Source organism: Acinetobacter sp. YH12205 (assembly GCF_013418125.1).
Taxonomy (GTDB): domain Bacteria; phylum Pseudomonadota; class Gammaproteobacteria; order Pseudomonadales; family Moraxellaceae; genus Acinetobacter; species Acinetobacter towneri.
Genome location: NZ_VPCQ01000004.1, coordinates 35,339 through 54,112 on the forward strand (window position 1 = coordinate 35,339; position 18,774 = coordinate 54,112).

Sequence of the window (18,774 nt, forward strand, 5' to 3'; positions counted from 1 at the left end):
ACAGTGTTTTTTGGACATGCAATTACTTTTTAGTTTCAGGAAGCACAATATTTAAAATGAGTGCTGCAATACCGCCTGTTGCAACGCCTGAACTGAAAATATTACGGAATAATTCAGGTAAGTGTTCCAGAATTTGTGGCACTTGTGCAACACCTAAACCTAAGCCCAATGAAATTGCAATAATCAGCAAGGCACGACGATCTAAAGCGACACCTGAAAGAATATTGATTCCCGAAGCGGCAACGGCACCAAACATCACCATCACAGCACCACCTAGTACGGCTTGAGGCACAGCCTGAATCACACCTGCAACTGCAGGAAGTAAACCTAAAATGATGAGTAGGGCAGCAATCCAAATGCCGACATAACGGCTAGCAACACCTGTAAGTTGAATCACGCCATTATTTTGGGCAAATACCGAACTTGGAAAGGTGTTGAAAATCCCTGCCAAGAATGAGTTAGCGCCATTTACCAATACACCGCCTTTAATGCGTTGTATCCATTGTGGGCCATCGACAGGTTGATTGGAGAGTTTAGAGGTCGCGGTAATATCACCAATGGCTTCTAATGACGTCACCAAATAAATAAATGCCAATGGAATGAATAAGCTCCAAGAGAAATCCAGTCCAAAATGCATCGGAGTCGGCACTTGTACCAGAGGGGCATCTTTCAGACCTGAAAAGTCGAGATGACCCATCATGCCTGCCATTGCATAACCAATCACCAAGGCAATTAAAATGGCAGAGCTTTTAATCCACGTAATATTGATGCGGTTCAAAATAATAATAATTGCCAAGACGGTACACGACATAATCAGGTTGTCGGTATTGGCAAAGGTATTATTGCTCATGGCTTGGTAGCCACCGCCCATACTGATTAAACCTTCTTTAATTAAGGTCAAACCAATGAGAAGTACCACAATACCAGTGACCAATGGGGTAATCAGCTTTTTGACCCACGGTAAAATTTGCGATACGCCCATTTCAATAAACGAACCTGCAATGACCACGCCAAAAATTGCCGCCATGACGGATTCAACAGGTGTGCCTGCGGCGACCATAGCAGAGCCAATACCAATGATTGGGCCAATAAAGTTAAAACTGGTGCCTTGCACAATGAGCAAACCTGCACCAAAAGGGCCGACTTTTTTACATTGTAAAAAGGTTGCAATGCCTGAAATGACCAAAGACATTGACAAGATCATGTTGGTATCTTGTTTGGAAACACCTAAAGCCAAGCAAATTAAGAGACCTGGTGTGACAATTGGAACAATAATTGCCAGTAAATGCTGAAAAGCTGCTAAAAAAGCGATGAATGGTTTTGGACGGTCATTCAGACCATAGACCAAATCGAGCTGGTCTTTTGGGTGGGGAGAGTGGTTTAAATCAGACATGAGTCATAAAAAATTGCAAAAGTGGCGCTATTCTAATCGAGTTACACAGCTTTACAAAACCCAAAGCACGCCACTCATCAAAAAAAATTGTGTGTGTCAATAAAGTGTCACTATAAAACTTTAGTATTTTTCTGTATAATTTGCCCTCAAATTTATAGCGTATTGAATTTAAATGTCTGATATTAAAACTCTCCGCAACATCGCAATTATTGCGCACGTTGACCACGGAAAAACAACTCTTGTGGATAAACTTTTACAACAATCGGGCGCACTCGGTGAACGAGCGGGCGAGATTGAGCGTGTCATGGATTCAGGCGCTATTGAAAGTGAACGTGGTATTACCATTCTTGCAAAAAACACTGCAATCAAATGGTTAGACAAACGTACTGATACTGAATACCGCATTAACATTGTGGACACCCCGGGACACGCCGACTTCGGTGGCGAAGTTGAACGTGTAATGTCGATGGTGGATTGCGTGCTTCTTTTGGTTGACTCACAAGAAGGCCCAATGCCACAAACACGTTTCGTAACGCAAAAAGCGTTCTCACGCGGTTTGAAGCCAATCGTGATCATCAACAAAGTAGACAAGCCAAACGCGCGTCCTGACTGGGTAATTGACCAAGTATTCGATTTGTTCGATAACCTTGGCGGTACTGACGAACAGTTAGACTTCCCAGTGGTTTATGCTTCAGGTCTTCGTGGTGTTGCAGGTCCTTCTCCAGAAGAGCTTGCTGAAGATATGACTCCATTGTTTGAAACAATTGTAGACATCGTTGAACCACCAGCAGTTGATGTTGATGGTCCATTCCAAATGCAAGTGTCTTCACTTGACTATAACAGCTTCGTTGGTGTTATCGGTGTTGGTCGTATTCAACGTGGTTCAGTAAAATTGAACACACCTGTGACTGTGATCGACAAAGATGGTAAAACACGTAACGGTCGTATCTTAAAAATCATGGGTTACCACGGTTTAGAGCGTATCGACGTTGAATCAGCTTCTGCAGGTGATATTGTATGTGTAACAGGTATGGACGAACTTCATATCTCTGACACAATTTGTGATCCTAAAGCAGTTGAGGCATTGCCACCACTTTCTGTAGACGAACCTACAGTGTCTATGACATTCCAAGTTAACAACTCACCGTTTGCTGGTAAAGAAGGTAAATTCGTGACTTCACGTAATATTCGTGAACGTCTTGACCGCGAATTGATCCACAACGTAGCACTACGTGTTGAAGATACTGACAGTCCTGACCGTTTCAAAGTGTCTGGTCGTGGTGAGCTTCACCTTTCAGTATTGATCGAAAACATGCGTCGTGAAGGCTTCGAGATGGGTGTTTCTCGTCCGCAAGTAATCTTGAAAGAGATTGACGGCGAAATGCAAGAACCATACGAAAACGTAACATTTGACGTTGAAGAACAGCACCAAGGCGCTGTAATGGAACAAATGGGTAACCGTAAAGGCGAAATGACCAATATGGAAGTAGACGGTAAAGGTCGTATCCGTATTGAAGCAACTGTTCCTTCACGTGGTTTGATTGGTTTCCGTTCTGAATTCATGACCATGACTTCTGGTACGGGTATCATGACGTCAAGCTTCTCACACTATGGCCCAATGAAAGCAGGTCAAGTTGCCAAACGTCAAAACGGTGTGTTGATCTCTATGGTTCAAGGTACGTGCTTGGGTTATGCATTGTTCAGCTTGCAAGACCGTGGTCGTTTATTCGCCAAGCCTCAGTTAGAAGTTTACGAAGGTATGATCATTGGTATTAACTCTCGTTCAGATGATATGGTGGTTAACCCAACCAAAGCGAAACAGTTAACAAACGTACGTGCTTCTGGTACAGATGATGCGTTGACACTGGTACCTGCAATTGAATTCACGCTTGAGCAAGCGCTTGAATTTATTGAAGATGATGAGCTGGTTGAAGTAACACCGAAGTCAATCCGTATCCGTAAACGTTGGTTGACTGAAAACGAACGTAAACGTAACCGCGATAAATAATATCGGGTTGTGATTCAAAAAACCGCTAAATACGTTTAGCGGTTTTTTTATGCCAACTAGGCGAGTATTTTGAACACAAAATCAATCTTGACCAAAGTGTAAAATTACATAATGCTATAAATACAAACTCAATTTGTAACATAATATAATGTATGCTGCGTCACAAAATTAACTCATAAAAATACTGGAGAGCCGTATGAGTATTATTCAAGAATTTAAAGAGTTTGCCATTAAAGGCAATATGATGGATTTGGCGGTTGGTGTAATCATTGGTGGCGCGTTTGGTAAAATCATTGATTCATTGGTTAAAGATGTGATCATGCCACTGATTTCATGGGTACTGGGTGGAGATGTGGATTTCACCAATAAGTTCCTGATTTTAGGTGATAACCCAAATAATATTCAGACGCTTACTGCAGCACAGGAAGCAGGTTTGAATATTTTCCATTACGGTAATTTCATGACCATTTTGATTAACTTCATCCTATTGGCATGGGTGGTGTTTTGGTTAGTGAAATTGATGAACAAAATGCGTCGTAAGAAAGAAGAAGAGCCAACTCCAGAAGCGACTCCAGAAGATATCGCGTTGCTACGTGAAATTCGTGATGAATTGAAAAAACGTCAATAATTTTTAATACGCAATCAAAACAAACGGCGCTTTATGCGCCGTTTGTTTGCACCCTATTCTCTAGGATGGGGAGGCGCTGAAGGCATAAAAATTACATCCGAAACTTTACTTCTACCAAATGAAAACCAAACTGACTTTTTACAGGTCCGTGTAGTACGCGTTCTGCTGCGGTAAACACTAATTTATCAATGACGGGTACCAATTGTCCTTTTTTGACCTCACCCAATTCCCCACCTTTTTTTCCTGAAGAGCAGGTCGAAAATTGTTTGGCAATTTTGGCAAAATCAGCACCTGATTGAATCCGCTTTTTCAGTTGTTCACAGGTTTCTTTATCTTTCACTAAAATATGACGCACAATAGCGGTTCTCATACTTTTTTACCTCGTTTGCTTGTTGCAGCTTTGGTCGCGGTGGGTACTTTTTTCAAAGGCTGACATTCAGGACAAAATACCGAGGCACGTTGGCCCAGTTTTAAATTTTCTAGTGTGGTTTCACAGTTCACACACATTTCACCTGCACGTCCATACGCCAACAAGGTTTGTTGGAAATAGCCATTTTCGCCCATCGCATTGCTGTAATCACGTAAGGTCGAACCGCCTAAATCAATCGCTTGTTTTAAAATGCGTTTGATTTCGAGCACTAGTTTTTCAATTTGCTTCAAACTGAGAGATGACGCAGGCTGTGCAGGATGAATACCTAAATTAAACAGACTTTCCGTGGCATAAATATTGCCAACGCCCACCACGACATGGTTATCCATAATTGCAACTTTGATGCCAACATTTTTGTTTTTGAGCTTCTGTGCAAGATAGTCTGGGTTAAAAGCGTCACTCAACGGCTCAGGGCCAAGTGGATCAATCAGTTTCTGTTGCGAGCTTTCATCTAGCCATAAAATACAGCCAAAGCGACGTGGGTCGTGGTAGCGCAATTGTATATCTTCAAACTGAATAATCAAATGGTCGTGTTTGCGTAAATCTTCCTGCGCATCGCAAAGACGAAAACTGCCCGACATGCCTAAATGCCACAACATGCTGTCCCGTTCAAATTGCGCCAGAATGTATTTGGATCTGCGGGTCAATTGCAGTAATTTTTGTCCTGTGAGTTTATGTAGGTTTTCTGGAATGGGCCAGCGTAAATTGGCTTGACGTACTTCTACATTCAGGACTTTTTGATCAAGTAGCGGCAATAGACTAGTTTTGGTAGTTTCAACTTCTGGTAATTCTGGCATGGTACAAATTCAATCCGCTTTTAGAAATTAAGCAGGCAAGGACATACAGTAATGCGCTTAATATTGGGCATTATCCATAGAATACAAGCCATAGTGTGCTGTCGCAAAATTATTCTGTGTAAAACAAAAGCAGGCTTTGCAAAAACCATACAACACGTTATAAATAAATCATTTTTAAACATCTATTATAGAAAAACCATCTAAAACAGATGGCAGATTCTGAGTGATTACTTCTTTTTTATTTAATGATTCGCTTTTGGTGAATCGCACTGTATGAGGGCTTGCAGCGTGACATTACTTTTTCAGCCGATTCAATTTGGATCACTGCAACTTGCCAACAAAATTGTTATCGCCCCGATGTGTCAATATTCTGCCAATGAACAAGGTGAATTGAGCTATTGGCATGAGCAGCAATGGGCCAATTATGCCTTGTCCGGCGCAGGGATGTGTATAGTAGAAGCCACGGCAGTGCAGGCAGAAGGACGTATTAGTTATGCAGATTTAGGCTTATGGAATGACATGCAGCGTGCGCAGATGAAAGCACTATTGCATAAAGTTAAAAGTTTATCGCCTATGCCATTTGCTGTGCAGTTGGCACATGCGGGTCGTAAAGCTTCAACCGATAAACCGTGGCAGGGCAAAGGACAGTTTGCACCGAATGAAGAACATGGCTGGCAGACGGTATCGGCCAGTGAGTTGCCATTTCAATCGCACGAACATCCACCGCATGCTTTAACGCAAGATGAAATTCAACAGGTCATTGCAGACTTTGCCAGCGCCGCAGTGCGAGCGGTGGATGCAGGTTTTGACTTAATCGAAATTCATGCCGCACATGGCTATTTATTGCATCAATTTATGTCGCCATTGTCTAATCACCGCCAAGATGAATATGGCGGCAGTTTGGAAAATCGGATTCGCCTTACATTGGAAGTATTTCAAGCCATTCAAAATGCTGTACCAAAAGGCTATCCAATTGGCGTGCGAATTTCTGCAACAGACTGGATGGATGATGCAGATGGCTGGAATGTGGAATCTTCTGTGGGTTTGGCAAAGGCACTAGAGCATTTAGGTGCGGCTTATATTCACGTGTCTAGCGGAGGTTTGCATGTCGATCAAAAAATTGATGTGCATGCGGGTTATCAAACGCCGTTTGCTCATGCAATTAAGCAAGCTGTAAAAATTCCTGTAATTGCGGTGGGTTTGATTACCGAAGCGATGCAGGCAGAAGGTATTTTGCAATATGAACAGGCCGATGCGATTGCGATCGCACGTGCGATTTTATATGACCCTCGTTGGCCATGGCATGCTGCGGCAGAATTGGGTGAAAAAATTGAGATTGCCCCGCAATATTTGCGCTGTCAGCCGCATGGGTTTCGTACTTTATTTGCGCCGTTTAAATCCACAGATACGGAAGTGGAATCCTAATATTTTATCTGCTTAAAATAAGTGAAACTTAAACTATTTTGCCGTGCTTTATCGGGAGCTTCGGTGTAAGCTAAATCAGTAAAACCATGTCGATCATGGGCAACACTGAAAAAGGATGTCAGGGTGTTACTGAGTATTTTATTTCCCATTTGTACCGTAGTACTGTTGGGATATTTTGCCGTCAGAAGCCAATTTATTGAGACCAGTGCGATTCAGTTTCTAGGTCAATTTGTCATGAAAGTGGCGTTGCCTGCATTTCTATTGCAGGCATTGGCCAGTAAAAGTTTGTCAGAAATCTGGCATCCCGCTTATTTTTTAGGTTACGGTGGCGGTTCTATTCTGCTGTTTATCTTTGCCTTTTTACTGTATCGGCATTATTTTAATTCAAACTTAACCCATGCCAGTGTCTTGGCAATGGGTGCATCAATGTCAAATACAGGGTTTATTGGCACTGCTATTTTGACTTTGTTGATTGGCAGTCAATCGGCAATTTATTTGTCTTTAACTTTAATTGTCGAAAATTTAATTATTGTGGCATTGATGCTGATTTTGGCAGAACGAGGGCTACAATCTTCAGCGAAATCAGGTTGGCAGGTGTATGCCGAAACTGTGCAGCGCTTACTGAAAAATCCAGTAATTTTATCTATTTTATTGGGTATGCTGTGCGTATTGTTGAATTTCAAACTGCCGCAAGCTATTGCACAAGTGCTGGAAATGTTGGGCAAAACTGCTTCACCTTTGGCTTTATTTGTGATAGGTGGAAGTTTGGTCGGCATGCAAATCAAGTCGGTGAATTTGCAAAGTATTGTTTTGGTTGCATTCAAAGTATTGCTGATGCCACTCACGATTTTTGGAATTTTATGGGCATTAGATGTGAACCGAGAAATGCTATTTGTCGGGACTTTGCTTGCGGCTTTACCAATGCCAATTGCCTTTGGTATTTTCGGGCAGCACTATGGTTTACATGAAAAAGCCTTAGCCCCCTTGGTGTTGAGTACAGTTTTTGGTTTTGTGATGGTGGCGATTTTATTGACACAATCGGGTAAGTATTTATAGCATCGGTATCGAAGTGCTCAAATCATAAAAAAAGTCTGTACCATGCTGATACAGACTTTTTTAAAAATTTCTCTGATTAATAGCTTTTATAAAGAAACTATCTTAACTTTTCTTAGCGGTTGCCTTGTTGGAAGCTTTGGCTTGATCTGCCATCATTTTTTCAACCACAGCCAATGATTCTTTGGCTTGCGCTACATTTTCCTGTGCCAGTGAGGCAAAAATCTTTTTCGCTTCAGGCAAGTTTTGCGGCACGATATTGCCATTCACAAACATATTGCCCACTGCCATGAGTGCAGGAATATAACCCTTTTGCGCCAAGTTTTGAATGCTTTGCAGCCCTTGCTTAATTGGTGCTTCATCTTTGTTTTTAAAGCCTGTGCTAATTTCGTACAAGGCTTTTGCATGTATGGCTTGATAATGATCTTTGGCAATTAAAGGTTGTAATAGTTTTAAACCTTTTTGGTCAGATGCTGCCGTATTTTCCGAGAAATATAAAACGGCTAAATCGACTGTGGCATCATTAAAACCCTGATTGGATGCCGTCTGTAAATATTGTTTGGCTTTAGCAGCATCCTGTTTTAAACCCAGTGCGCCAGTAAGATAGTTTTTGCCTAAAACATAACTCGCAACTGGGTAGCCTTTTTGGGCAGATTGCTCATACAACTGAATGGCTTTCTTTTCATTTTTTGCTGTGCCTTGTCCAGTTTGTGTCAAATAGCCTAAGTTATACATGGCTTGCGCATTGCCTGTTTTGGCAAGCTTTTCTAATTCCTGATAGGCATCTTTAACCTTGTTGGCTTGAATTAATTGTTCAATTTTGGCAAAAGCAGGATCGGTTGGAATGTTGCTATTTGCCATACTGATGCTGCTAGATAGGGCGATTGCACCCGCAATGAGTAGTTTTTTCATCATTTGAGTTGTACCTTGTTCTCTTTTACACATCATTCCGTTGATGTGCGTTTTGTTTTTACAGTGGTGCATTCATCATAAGTTGAAAAGTGTGAATGTAAATATAAAAAATGTGTACGAATGCTTTTTCATTGTCATTTGAAGGGAATCTTGCGACTCCCTTAACCTGAGCGGGTGGAATCTATTTTATTGCGGACGTGCAACATCGCCATTCAAATGTTCAGGCAAAGCCAATACTTGTACAGCTAACTCTTCCAAAGCACTTGGTTTGGCAACCACCAACGCTTTAAAACCTTCTGCAGTCGCTATGCTATTCACCACTTCCACATCATTATTCAGTTTGGCGGCAGGTGCAGGGGCTTCGCCTGAACCCTGAATTAAATGCAACCAGTGTTTTGGTTTGGCTTTAAACCATAAACGTGCCACGACTTCCTGACCCAAATAACAGCCTTTGTCATAATGCACGCCATCTCGTTGATGCAAACGCAATTCCTGCGGTTGAAACACTTCTGCTGTTGAGGCTTGAATCCATGCCTGACCTGTTTCAATCGCTTGTAGTTGCCATGCGTTTAAATCAGTCACTTCAGCTGAAAATTCAGTTTGATTGCCCTGAATGGTTGGGTAAACCGTACCGATGGTTTCAAGCTGCATTTTTGAAAATGCACCAAACTTTTTAATGTGTTTGGCTAAATCTTCGGCTTGGTCGGCTGTGCTGATGATTTCAAAACATTCGGACGAGATTTTTTTAAGCCAGAAGCCAAACTGAACGCGTCCTTTTAAACTGCAAATTGCGGTATAACAGGTTGTATTTTCAGCTAATGTTTCGACATTGACTGTTACCTGACCTTGCAGGAATTTTTGTGCATCGACACCGTTTAAACTTAAAGCACTGAAAGCTAAATCGCGCATGAATAACCTTTCACATTGAAATCTAAGACTAAAGAATGAGGTCAATTTTGCGCTATTTTTCAAAAAAAAGCATTTTTAGGGCAAGAATTTTACTCAAAATGTAATTAAATGTTTCAAAAACCCCTGTTTTTATATTTAAGTGTATGAAATATATAGGATTTGGGAAATGGGTTTTTGGCAGCGTACAATGCTTTCGACGGGTGGAAACAATCATCCCATAAGATGTTGAGAACAATAGAGTAAGGGCGAATACCAGATGAATAACAACTACCGCAAACCACTGCAAGGCACTCAGCTCGATTTTTATGACGTGCGACAAGCCGTTGAAGATATCCAGCCAGGCGCTTATGCCAAACTTCCTTATACCTCAAAAGTACTTGCAGAACAGTTAGTGCGCCGTTGTGATCCTGCAATTTTAGAACAATCTTTAAAACAATTGATTGAGCGTAAACAAGAGCATGATTTTCCGTGGTATCCAGCGCGTGTGGTATGTCACGACATCTTGGGGCAAACTGCGCTCGTTGACTTAGCAGGTTTACGTGATGCAATTGCCGATCAAGGTGGCGATCCTTCTAAAGTGAATCCTGTCGTACCTACCCAGTTAATTGTCGATCACTCTTTAGCTGTGGAATATGGCGGTTTTGACCCAGATGCTTTCCGTAAAAACCGTGAAGTGGAAGATCGTCGTAATGAAGACCGTTTCCACTTTATTGAATGGACGAAAACTGCATTTGAAAATGTTGATGTGATTCCTGCAGGCAACGGCATCATGCACCAGATTAATCTGGAAAAAATGTCACAAGTCATTCAAAACCGTGAAGGCATTGCATTCCCAGATACTTGTGTGGGTACAGACTCACACACACCACATACCGATGCTTTGGGTGTCATTTCTGTAGGTGTAGGCGGTCTTGAAGCTGAAAACGTGATGTTGGGTCGTGCTTCTTGGATGCGTCTGCCAGACATTATTGGTGTGGAGTTGGTCGGTCAGCGTCAGGCTGGTATTACGGCAACGGACATTGTATTGGCTTTAACCGAGTTTTTGCGTAAAGAACGTGTGGTCGGTGCATATTTAGAATTCTTTGGTGAAGGTGCAGATAGCATGTCGGTGGGGGATCGTGCCACGATTTCCAACATGACACCTGAATATGGTGCAACTGCCGCTATGTTCTACATCGATCAAAACACCATCGACTATTTAACCTTAACAGGTCGTGAAGCAGATCAGGTCAAACTGGTTGAAACTTATGCTAAAGAAATTGGTCTTTGGGCATCTGAAATGACACAGGCAGAGTATCCACGTGTATTACGTTTTGACCTTTCAACAGTAACTCGTAACATTGCAGGCCCATCGAATCCGCATGCGCGTGTTTCAACTGCAGACTTAAAAGAAAAAGGCATTGCAGGTGTGGTTGAAAACCGTACTGATGGTTTAATGCCAGATGGTGCCATCATCATTGCTGCGATTACCTCTTGTACTAATACCTCAAACCCGCGTAATACTGTAGCAGCAGGTTTGTTGGCACGTAAAGCCAATGAGTTAGGTTTAGTGCGTAAGCCTTGGGTGAAATCATCATTTGCACCAGGTTCTAAAGCGGCTGCATTGTATTTGGAAGAAGCAGGCGTACTGAAAGACTTAGAAAAACTTGGTTTTGGTATTGTCGCTTATGCATGTACTACTTGTAACGGTATGTCTGGTGCATTAGACCCAGCGATTCAACAAGAAATTATTGACCGTGACTTGTATGCGACTGCTGTGCTGTCGGGTAACCGTAACTTTGATGGTCGTATCCATCCGTATGCGAAACAAGCATTTTTGGCATCGCCACCGTTGGTTGTGGCTTATGCGATTGCAGGAACGATTCGTTTTGACATCGAAAAAGATGCTTTGGGCACAGATCAAAATGGTAACCCGATTTATCTGAAAGATATTTGGCCATCTGATGCTGAAATTGATGCTTTGGTGAAAGAATCGGTTAAACCTGAACAATTCCGCCAAGTGTACATTCCAATGTTCGATTTGGGAGAGTCGGAAAAATCTGAAAGTCCACTCTACGACTGGCGTCCACAAAGTACTTATATCCGCCGTCCACCATATTGGGAAGGTGCATTGGCTGCGCCACGTACTTTAGCCAATATGCGTCCGTTGGCAATTTTGGGCGATAACATCACCACAGACCATTTATCTCCATCGAATGCGATTATTTTAGACTCGGCAGCAGGGGAATATTTGGCAAAAATGGGCTTGCCAGAAGAAGATTTCAACTCTTATGCAACGCATCGCGGTGATCATTTGACTGCACAGCGTGCAACTTTGGCGAATCCGAAATTGTTTAATGAAATGGTGGTACGTTCAGACGGCACAATTAAGCAAGGTTCTAAAGCGCGTGTTGAGCCAGAAGGCGAAGTAATGCGTATGTGGGAAGCGATTGAAACTTATATGAACCGTAAGCAGCCGTTAATTATTATTGCGGGTGCAGATTATGGTCAGGGTTCAAGCCGTGACTGGGCTGCAAAAGGCGTGCGTCTTGCGGGTGTGGAAGCGATTGTGGCTGAAGGTTTTGAGCGTATTCACCGTACCAACTTGGTGGGTATGGGCGTATTGCCACTTGAGTTTAAAGCGGGTGTTAACCGTAAAACTTTAGGTTTGGATGGTACGGAACTTTATAGCGTGATTGGTAATATTGCGCCACGTTCGACTTTGACTTTGGTGATTGAGCGTTCAACGGATGATGGTAAAAACCAAACAATTGAAGTGCCAGTAACTTGTCGTTTAGATACCGAAGAAGAAGTATCTGTGTATGAGGCGGGCGGTGTATTGCAACGCTTTGCGCAGGACTTTTTAGAGGGGAATTTGGTTTAATAATTTTATTAATAAAGCCTTTATGTTTTAAATAAAGGCTTTATTATATTTAAGTTTTTGAAAAGCAAAATATTTGAGATTAGTATGAATGTTAAGTTTGATTTTTTAATCGATTCTGAAGACTTTTCAATTGACATGAAAACTGGTCTTGAAAGTTTGGAAGGTGTTTCTGATACATTTAGATTAATCGGTGAGGCTTTATTAACTGATGACCTTGCTGATCGAAAAACTCATAGAAATGATGTAAGGACTAACTTAGAGAAGAACTTTAAAGGTTCTTATGGTCAAGTTTTTAGTTTGGAGCCTCATGATCGAGATGCGATTTTAGCTTTAAGAAAGATGGGGAAAGATACGTTTGTTGAGCTCGTTGAGCATTTTATATCTGAAGCATTGTATGAGGATCCAAAAGAGTTAAGCCAAGAAGCACTAGCCGTCCTAGAGCAGTTATCTAATAGAACAATCAAGCAATTGATGAAAAAATTAAGAAATCCATTAAGAACATTACATAAAATTCATAGAGCATTTGGTTATTCCTTAAAAATTAGATATAGAAAATATGCTCATGAACCTGTATTAATTCAAAATTTTAATGCTACTACTTATGAAGCACTTAATGCTGTGGAACAAAATGAGATTATAGATATCAAAGCGGCAGTGACAAAGTTAAATGTACATACTGGTAATGGGAGAATTCAAATGCAAAATGCAGATAGTACTGTTGCATTTGGATTCGGAAAAGTATTTGAAAGTTTACCAGTTGAGACAAAGAGAATTTTTTCTGGAAATCTTAATCATATTATGGGTGCGGATAAAGAAAACTGGTCATACCTAGATTTAAAAGTTTCACCTGTAAAATTGGGTGATGGACGTATTGTAAAATATATTTTTAAAGAGTTTGCCTAAATGAAAAATTATATTTGGGCCGCTGGAATTGCTTTATTTTTAGCATTTTCTAGCTATATCTACCAATTTTATATGGTTTTAGGCTTTCCTTTATCCAAAGACCAAGCAGTATGGGGGCAGTTAGGTGATTTCATTGGTGGACTTCTAAATCCATTATTTGGATTTATTTCTATAATTTTATTAATTAAATCCCTAAGTTTACAAAATCAATCTAACAGAAAGTTGATTGAGCAAATTGAGAATACAAAGCGAACAGAGAGCTTGAAAAGTTTTGAAAACCTTTTCTTTAACCTGATTGATGTCAAGAATGGCTATTTCTCTCATTTTCTAGTGGAATTAAACTTATCTGCAAGCGAGACGAGGACTTTTGCAAAGGATATAGCTGTAGATAAATTAGAAATAATTATTCAAAAATTTAGAGAGAACTCGTATACAGATGAACAGATTAAAATTTATTTAGACGAGATCAATAATAAAAATAATATATTTAGCCAAATTAGGTGCTTCTACGTGATTGTTAAGCTGATAGACGAACATCTATCAGATATTAATGGATTTACACAGGAGGAAAGAGAAAAATATTATAGACTTTTAGTAAATTTTACTGAGTTTGCTCATATTCGTCTCATTATAATGTCAATGCAATTTTTAGATTTTGAATCTACTAGGTATCTAAATAACCATACTGATTTTCAATCTATTTTGAATGATCTCAATTTGCTATTAAATCCCTACTAGTGGGCTTCGCCCAATTGCCATCATCACCTGTCAAAATGGACAATAGACAATCATCACAGAATAGATATACTGGATTGACCATTTCTAAACCACACGGAGAACAAAGATGGTAACTGCAGGTGATAAACCAGGAACAGGCTTCTATTTTTGTGTCCAATGCGGGCATCGCGTTTACTTAGAAATTGGTACAGACCGTCTACCACCGTGTACCAAATGCCATGGCACCGAATATAACAACAAGGTTGCCTAAGCTACACGACTTAAAACAGCTGATCCTGTTTTTAATCTAAAGCCCTATCACCCGATGGGGCTTTTTGCTATTTTACCTAAAGAAAACCCAAGGCAATGAGGTACAACATGGAAACAATACTCGGTTTATGTGTCGGCATTGGACTAAGTGCTGCCAGTGGTTTTCGGGTTTTCGTGCCTTTGCTGGTCATGAGTGTCGCAGCACTCATGGGTTGGTTTGAACCCTTGAAAGGTTTTGAATGGTTGGCGATGCCTGCTGTTTGTCTAGCTTTGACCGTGGCAACAATCAGTGAAATTGCTGCGTATTATGTGCCGTGGGTCGATAATTTGCTCGACACTGTTGCAACGCCTGCCGCCATGATTGCAGGTACACTCACTACAATGGCTGTAAGCAGTGGCGAAATGTCGCAATTTGCCAGTTGGGCTTCGGCCATTATTGTCGGTGGCGGTACAGCGGGTGTGGTGCAAATGAGTACAGTTGCGGCACGTGGCGTATCAACCGCAACCACAGGCGGTGTTGCTAATCCTGTAATTTCAACAGGAGAGTGGATTGGGGCTGCCGTACTTTCAGTGTTGTCTTTCATTGTGCCTGTATTGGTGGTTTTTGTGGTGCTGCTGACCTTAATTTGGGCGATTCGCTGGATTCGAGGCAACAAGAAAGTTGTTGAATCCTCCACATAGATTTTTTGGTCAGTTTAAAAATATTTAAAAATAATCATGGTAATAAATTCAATATTTAAGCTTTATTTGATGATTTAAGTGCATAAAAAATGTCTATTTGGAAAATTTTTTAAAATATAACTTAAAAAGTGATAAAAATTTTAAAAATTAATCAAAATAAAATCATTTCGGGGAAACAATCCCATCCTCAAATCACTACTATATATCTCAAGGGTGTGATGGGGATCGAAAAGAGTAGATTGCTACCAGTTGCGTACAACGTGCGTGTAGTACTTACCCAAAAGGTCTCGATTCGGCTTAGGACGCTATAAACCAGAAGTTTATAGGCTATAAGATCATGGCTTATCCAGCATGATAGTTGAAGTAAACCACAGTTGTTTTCCCTAACACCCTAAAGAATATTGTTAAAAATATAAAAAACAAAACAAGATCAAGACAATAAAATCCAGACAAAATAAAAACTTAAATGAATTTTAAACCATCTTTCAGCTACAAAACTCCCATCAAATTTTTCATTCAAATCTGTTAATTTGCAATAATCATCTACATCATAATTAGGTGTGATATGAGTGTTGATTACGATTTTTGGTGTCGCTTATTACTGACCTGCGCACTGATTAACTATGCCATTTTAATGCTGTGGTTTGTGGTGGTGATTTTTGCGCATGACTGGCTGCGACAGTTACATGGTAGATGGTTCAAATTGTCAGACGCAAGTTTTGATGCCATTCATTATGGCGGCATGGCGGTCTATAAAATTGGGGTATTGCTATTGAATATCGCGCCACTCATCGCGCTGTATATGATGCGACCTTAATTTAAAACTCTATAAACAAGCAACCGCTTTAAACAGTACATTAAAAACACACGGTCATCGAAATAGAGGCGAAAAGCCCGCAATTTGAGGAGTTGGCAAACATGAATCAATTTAAACCTGCACTGATTTTAGGCGGTCTAATTTGTTTGGGGATGGTGCTCGCGGGTTGGATTTTGGGCAATAGCGCACTCAAAATTAAACAATATGAGCGTGTGGTTTCAGTCAAAGGTTTGTCTGAACGAGAAGTAAAAGCCAATGTGGCGGTGTGGCCAATTCGTTTTAGTACTGCCAGTCAAGACTTGGCCGCGCTGTACGACACCATGCAAAGCCAAACCTCCCAAATTCAAAACTTTTTAAAAAATGAAGGTTTTAGTCCTGAAGAAATCACCATTGCTGCTCCTGTAATTACCGATAAATACGCCCAGCAATATGGTGGCGATGGCAATGTTGCTTTGCGTTATACCGCACATCAAACCATTACGGTCTATACCAAAAATATTGATAAAGTGCGCAGCGCACAAAGCCGTTTGGTCGATTTAGGCAAAAATGGAATTGCCTTTGGTGGTGAAGATTACGGGCAACGTACCGAATATTTATATACACAACTAAATGACATTAAACCTGCCATGATTGAGCAAGCCACACAAAATGCCCGCAGTGTTGCAGAAAAATTTGCTGCAGATTCTGACAGTCGTTTAGGCAAAATTAAATCGGCCAATCAGGGCGTATTTAGTATTGAAGACCGTGACAGCAACACGCCATATTTGAAAAAAGTACGTGTGGTGTCTACGGTGGAATACTATTTAGCAGACTAAGTTTCGCAGACTAAGTTTGACAGATTAAGCTTGGCAGACTCAGCCAATTTAAAATCTAAATCTTTACACTAAAAAGTACATCGCCCGACTGAATTGACAGTTTGGGCTGTGCTTGATATTTTGCCCGCACCGCTTTGCATGCTGTATGTTCATGGCTTTAAACGACAACTTTATTTATGCACCTCCACAAGAACCCTTAGTGATTGTCTATGAAGATGACGATTTATTGGTGATTGATAAGCCCGCAGGTTTATTGTCGGTGCCTGGGCGTTTGCCCGAACATCAGGACAGCGCATATTTAAGAGTACTCGCAGATTATCCTCAGGCAAAAATTGCCCATCGTTTAGATATGGCGACCTCAGGTATTCTCATGTTTGCCAAGCATCGTGATGCAGAAGTCGCATTGAGTAAAATGTTTCAGGCGCGAACAGTAGAAAAAAACTACATTGCTTTAATTCAAGGCAAACTTGAAGGTGAGGGCAGTGTCGATGTGCCTTTAATTACCGATTGGGAAAACCGTCCACGCCAAATTGTGCATTTCGATTTAGGCAAGCCTGCGCAAACGCTGTATCAGGCTTTGGAATATTGTGCGGTTGAAGATATTACCCGTGTATTGCTCACCCCGCTTACAGGGCGCTCACATCAGTTACGAGTACACATGCAATATATTGGACATCCCATTACAGGCGATAAGTTATATCATCCTGAACCGAAAAAAAGCACTTTAGGTCGGATGGCGCTGCATGCCAGTTATTTGGCTTTCACGCAACCTTTAAGCCAAGTTCCTGTTGCAATTCGAGCACAGCTTCCTTTTTAGAGATTTTGGGATTCAATTTTTCTAACAGGCGCACATTTTTCAATTTTTTTGTGAAAATACTCAAAAATTGGGATAGTCTTCGTGCCGCTAACTCGCTAACGTATCCTTAGAGCTGTCGTTATTCATTTGCCTTGGCATAAATGAAGGAAATGAATAACTCGCTGTTTTAAAATTTTGTGTTTTTGAGTGTGGTGGGCTGTCAAAGCGGGTTAGAAAGCGTCTTTAAAACTGAAGATGACTTTTTAAAATATGGCAGACCAATGCGGTGGGAGAAGTTATATGCTGTATATATTGGGTGCAATCATTATTGTTTTGGTGGTGATTATTTTTTGGCAATCTCAGCGCCGCCGTGAGTTGTCTGCCAGCATTCAATCTTTACAAAGCAATTTAGACCGCACTCGCTCCAATTTAGCGTCTGATGAGTTGGAAAGTAATGAATTAGAGCATCAGCTGACTGTGCTACGCATCGAAATAGGCAGTTTAAAAGGTCGTTTAGAAACCTTGCAGCACTATCAACATATTTTAGACGTTGAGCAATATGTATTAGAACGTCGCCAACAAGTAGAAATGTTTGTAGAAATGATTAAATCCGAAGCGGAAAATACGCGGGAGCAGTGCAAGCAACAAGTTGAAAAAGTTCGAGATTTTTTAGCCGAGCATGAGCAAAAAACCAAAGCCAAAACGCTTAAAACAGCACAAGATCAATTGGGTGCTTTTTATAACTTGGTTGAAGAACGTCAGCAACTCGAACAGATTATGACCGCGCTGTATCATAAAATTGAACATCATACGCCTGCTTTTCAGTTGCCTGCACAGCAGCTATTGGATGATCTGATTGAAGGTTATGGCTATAGTGATGCAGCACAACACCTGCAGCAAGTACGACACAAGATTCAAGATGCGGTCAAAAATCAAGAAGTTGCGCATTGTGCTTTTGTCGATGAGCAACGCCGTCTAGCGGCAGTGACTTTGCTGGCTCAAGCATTTAATAGTAAAGCAGATTTATATTTGGCGCAGCTGACTGAACATAATCTGGCTGAATCGCTTCAAGCTTTGCAGGATGATTTTACTTTGCTGAATCATTATGCGGCTGCATTTGGACACGCAAAAATTCTAGACTCTTACTTAACACTTCGACAAGAAGAATTAAAGTTTGCTGCTTTACTGTTGGCATTTAAACAGGAAAGCATCTTGTCAGATGCCACAAATTAAACTGGCTGCAAATGCTTAAAGCAATTGTAGTGTCATGTAAAAGCAAGCTTCTGGGTAATTCAGACTAAAGTCAGTGTAAAACGAGATAAAAATTGAGTCCTTCGGGCAAATTTGTGCTATGTTG

18 protein-coding genes are annotated in these 18,774 nt (G+C 40.9%); 13 read left to right on the forward strand and 5 right to left on the reverse strand.

What is annotated here, in order from left to right; all coding sequences use genetic code 11:
- Positions 1-22 precede the first annotated feature (22 nt).
- Positions 23-1,393, reverse strand: a complete 1,371-nt coding sequence (locus tag FTU92_RS06285; protein ID WP_180072165.1) for a uracil-xanthine permease family protein — start codon at positions 1,391-1,393, stop codon at positions 23-25.
- Between the two features lie 172 nt (positions 1,394-1,565).
- Here FTU92_RS06285 and typA point away from each other — a divergent pair, with 172 nt between their 5' ends.
- Complete coding sequence (gene typA / locus FTU92_RS06290; protein ID WP_180095913.1) at positions 1,566-3,401, forward strand: translational GTPase TypA; 1,836 nt, start codon at positions 1,566-1,568, stop codon at positions 3,399-3,401.
- Positions 3,402-3,597: 196 nt separating this feature from the next.
- Complete coding sequence (mscL, locus tag FTU92_RS06295) at positions 3,598-4,029, forward strand: large conductance mechanosensitive channel protein MscL (protein ID WP_180095915.1); 432 nt, start codon at positions 3,598-3,600, stop codon at positions 4,027-4,029.
- 91 nt (positions 4,030-4,120) lie between these two features.
- Here mscL and FTU92_RS06300 read toward each other — a convergent pair whose 3' ends face one another.
- The gene (locus tag FTU92_RS06300) at positions 4,121-4,399 is read right to left on the reverse strand and encodes a peptidylprolyl isomerase (RefSeq protein WP_096901561.1); all 279 of its coding nucleotides are present in this window, start codon (positions 4,397-4,399) and stop codon (positions 4,121-4,123) included.
- On the reverse strand, positions 4,396-5,256 hold the full coding sequence (gene mutM / locus FTU92_RS06305; protein ID WP_180095917.1) for a bifunctional DNA-formamidopyrimidine glycosylase/DNA-(apurinic or apyrimidinic site) lyase: 861 nt from the start codon (positions 5,254-5,256) through the stop codon (positions 4,396-4,398). Before mutM ends, FTU92_RS06300 begins: the two co-directional genes overlap by 4 nt.
- 288 nt (positions 5,257-5,544) lie before the next feature.
- Here mutM and FTU92_RS06310 point away from each other — a divergent pair, with 288 nt between their 5' ends.
- Both FTU92_RS06310 and FTU92_RS06315 read left to right on the forward strand, forming a co-directional pair.
- The gene (locus FTU92_RS06310; protein WP_180095919.1) at positions 5,545-6,681 is read left to right on the forward strand and encodes an NADH:flavin oxidoreductase/NADH oxidase; all 1,137 of its coding nucleotides are present in this window, start codon (positions 5,545-5,547) and stop codon (positions 6,679-6,681) included.
- 123 nt (positions 6,682-6,804) lie between these two features.
- Positions 6,805-7,737, forward strand: coding sequence for an AEC family transporter (locus FTU92_RS06315; protein WP_096901559.1), 933 nt, complete (start codon positions 6,805-6,807; stop codon positions 7,735-7,737).
- A gap of 102 nt (positions 7,738-7,839) precedes the next feature.
- On the opposite strand, the gene FTU92_RS06320 is transcribed toward FTU92_RS06315, so the two are convergent.
- A complete protein-coding gene (locus FTU92_RS06320; RefSeq protein WP_131260788.1) occupies positions 7,840-8,646 on the reverse strand; it encodes a tetratricopeptide repeat protein in 807 nt (268 codons plus the stop codon).
- Positions 8,647-8,832: 186 nt separating this feature from the next.
- A complete protein-coding gene (locus FTU92_RS06325; protein WP_004972410.1) occupies positions 8,833-9,555 on the reverse strand; it encodes a folate-binding protein YgfZ in 723 nt (240 codons plus the stop codon).
- Positions 9,556-9,811: 256 nt separating this feature from the next.
- Between FTU92_RS06325 and acnD the strand changes: the two genes are divergently transcribed.
- The 9 genes from acnD to FTU92_RS06370 all read left to right on the forward strand — a co-directional run bounded on the left by acnD (position 9,812) and on the right by FTU92_RS06370 (position 18,650).
- On the forward strand, positions 9,812-12,418 hold the full coding sequence (acnD, locus tag FTU92_RS06330) for a Fe/S-dependent 2-methylisocitrate dehydratase AcnD (RefSeq protein ID WP_180095921.1): 2,607 nt from the start codon (positions 9,812-9,814) through the stop codon (positions 12,416-12,418).
- A gap of 84 nt (positions 12,419-12,502) precedes the next feature.
- On the forward strand, positions 12,503-13,321 hold the full coding sequence (locus tag FTU92_RS06335; RefSeq protein WP_180095923.1) for a hypothetical protein: 819 nt from the start codon (positions 12,503-12,505) through the stop codon (positions 13,319-13,321).
- On the forward strand, positions 13,322-14,059 hold the full coding sequence (locus FTU92_RS06340; protein ID WP_180095925.1) for a hypothetical protein: 738 nt from the start codon (positions 13,322-13,324) through the stop codon (positions 14,057-14,059).
- A gap of 106 nt (positions 14,060-14,165) precedes the next feature.
- Positions 14,166-14,309, forward strand: coding sequence for a hypothetical protein (locus FTU92_RS06345; RefSeq protein ID WP_096901556.1), 144 nt, complete (start codon positions 14,166-14,168; stop codon positions 14,307-14,309).
- Positions 14,310-14,416: 107 nt separating this feature from the next.
- Positions 14,417-14,989 (forward strand): DUF4126 domain-containing protein, encoded by a 573-nt coding sequence (locus FTU92_RS06350; protein WP_180095927.1) that lies wholly within the window; start codon positions 14,417-14,419, stop codon positions 14,987-14,989.
- Positions 14,990-15,554: 565 nt separating this feature from the next.
- Positions 15,555-15,806, forward strand: a complete 252-nt coding sequence (locus FTU92_RS06355) for a DUF6868 family protein (protein WP_004972400.1) — start codon at positions 15,555-15,557, stop codon at positions 15,804-15,806.
- A gap of 101 nt (positions 15,807-15,907) precedes the next feature.
- Positions 15,908-16,621 carry an SIMPL domain-containing protein gene (locus FTU92_RS06360; RefSeq protein WP_004972399.1) on the forward strand — a complete coding sequence of 238 codons (714 nt, stop codon included), beginning with the start codon at positions 15,908-15,910 and terminating at the stop codon, positions 16,619-16,621.
- A 151-nt stretch (positions 16,622-16,772) separates the two neighbouring features.
- Entirely contained in the window at positions 16,773-17,438 is a 666-nt protein-coding gene (locus FTU92_RS06365; protein ID WP_004972397.1) for an RluA family pseudouridine synthase, read from the forward strand.
- Positions 17,439-17,717: 279 nt separating this feature from the next.
- Positions 17,718-18,650: a DUF5660 family protein gene (locus FTU92_RS06370; protein WP_180072173.1), complete on the forward strand. Its 933-nt coding sequence runs from the start codon at positions 17,718-17,720 to the stop codon at positions 18,648-18,650.
- Positions 18,651-18,774 lie beyond the last annotated feature (124 nt).

Excerpts from the sequence above, each read along its gene's own strand:
- FTU92_RS06340 (WP_180095925.1), top strand. The coding sequence starts at position 13,322 with ATGAAAAATTATATTTGGGCCGCTGGAATTGCTTTATTTTTAGCATTT.
- FTU92_RS06300 (WP_096901561.1), bottom strand. The coding sequence starts at position 4,399 with ATGAGAACCGCTATTGTGCGTCATATTTTAGTGAAAGATAAAGAAACC.
- FTU92_RS06325 (WP_004972410.1), bottom strand. The coding sequence starts at position 9,555 with ATGCGCGATTTAGCTTTCAGTGCTTTAAGTTTAAACGGTGTCGATGCA.
- mscL (WP_180095915.1), top strand. The coding sequence starts at position 3,598 with ATGAGTATTATTCAAGAATTTAAAGAGTTTGCCATTAAAGGCAATATG.
- acnD (WP_180095921.1), top strand. The coding sequence starts at position 9,812 with ATGAATAACAACTACCGCAAACCACTGCAAGGCACTCAGCTCGATTTT.
- mutM (WP_180095917.1), bottom strand. The coding sequence starts at position 5,256 with ATGCCAGAATTACCAGAAGTTGAAACTACCAAAACTAGTCTATTGCCG.
- FTU92_RS06320 (WP_131260788.1), bottom strand. The coding sequence starts at position 8,646 with ATGAAAAAACTACTCATTGCGGGTGCAATCGCCCTATCTAGCAGCATC.
- FTU92_RS06285 (WP_180072165.1), bottom strand. The coding sequence starts at position 1,393 with ATGTCTGATTTAAACCACTCTCCCCACCCAAAAGACCAGCTCGATTTG.
- FTU92_RS06335 (WP_180095923.1), top strand. The coding sequence starts at position 12,503 with ATGAATGTTAAGTTTGATTTTTTAATCGATTCTGAAGACTTTTCAATT.
- FTU92_RS06360 (WP_004972399.1), top strand. The coding sequence starts at position 15,908 with ATGAATCAATTTAAACCTGCACTGATTTTAGGCGGTCTAATTTGTTTG.
- FTU92_RS06355 (WP_004972400.1), top strand. The coding sequence starts at position 15,555 with ATGAGTGTTGATTACGATTTTTGGTGTCGCTTATTACTGACCTGCGCA.
- FTU92_RS06345 (WP_096901556.1), top strand. The coding sequence starts at position 14,166 with ATGGTAACTGCAGGTGATAAACCAGGAACAGGCTTCTATTTTTGTGTC.
- typA (WP_180095913.1), top strand. The coding sequence starts at position 1,566 with ATGTCTGATATTAAAACTCTCCGCAACATCGCAATTATTGCGCACGTT.
- FTU92_RS06370 (WP_180072173.1), top strand. The coding sequence starts at position 17,718 with ATGCTGTATATATTGGGTGCAATCATTATTGTTTTGGTGGTGATTATT.
- FTU92_RS06365 (WP_004972397.1), top strand. The coding sequence starts at position 16,773 with ATGGCTTTAAACGACAACTTTATTTATGCACCTCCACAAGAACCCTTA.
- FTU92_RS06350 (WP_180095927.1), top strand. The coding sequence starts at position 14,417 with ATGGAAACAATACTCGGTTTATGTGTCGGCATTGGACTAAGTGCTGCC.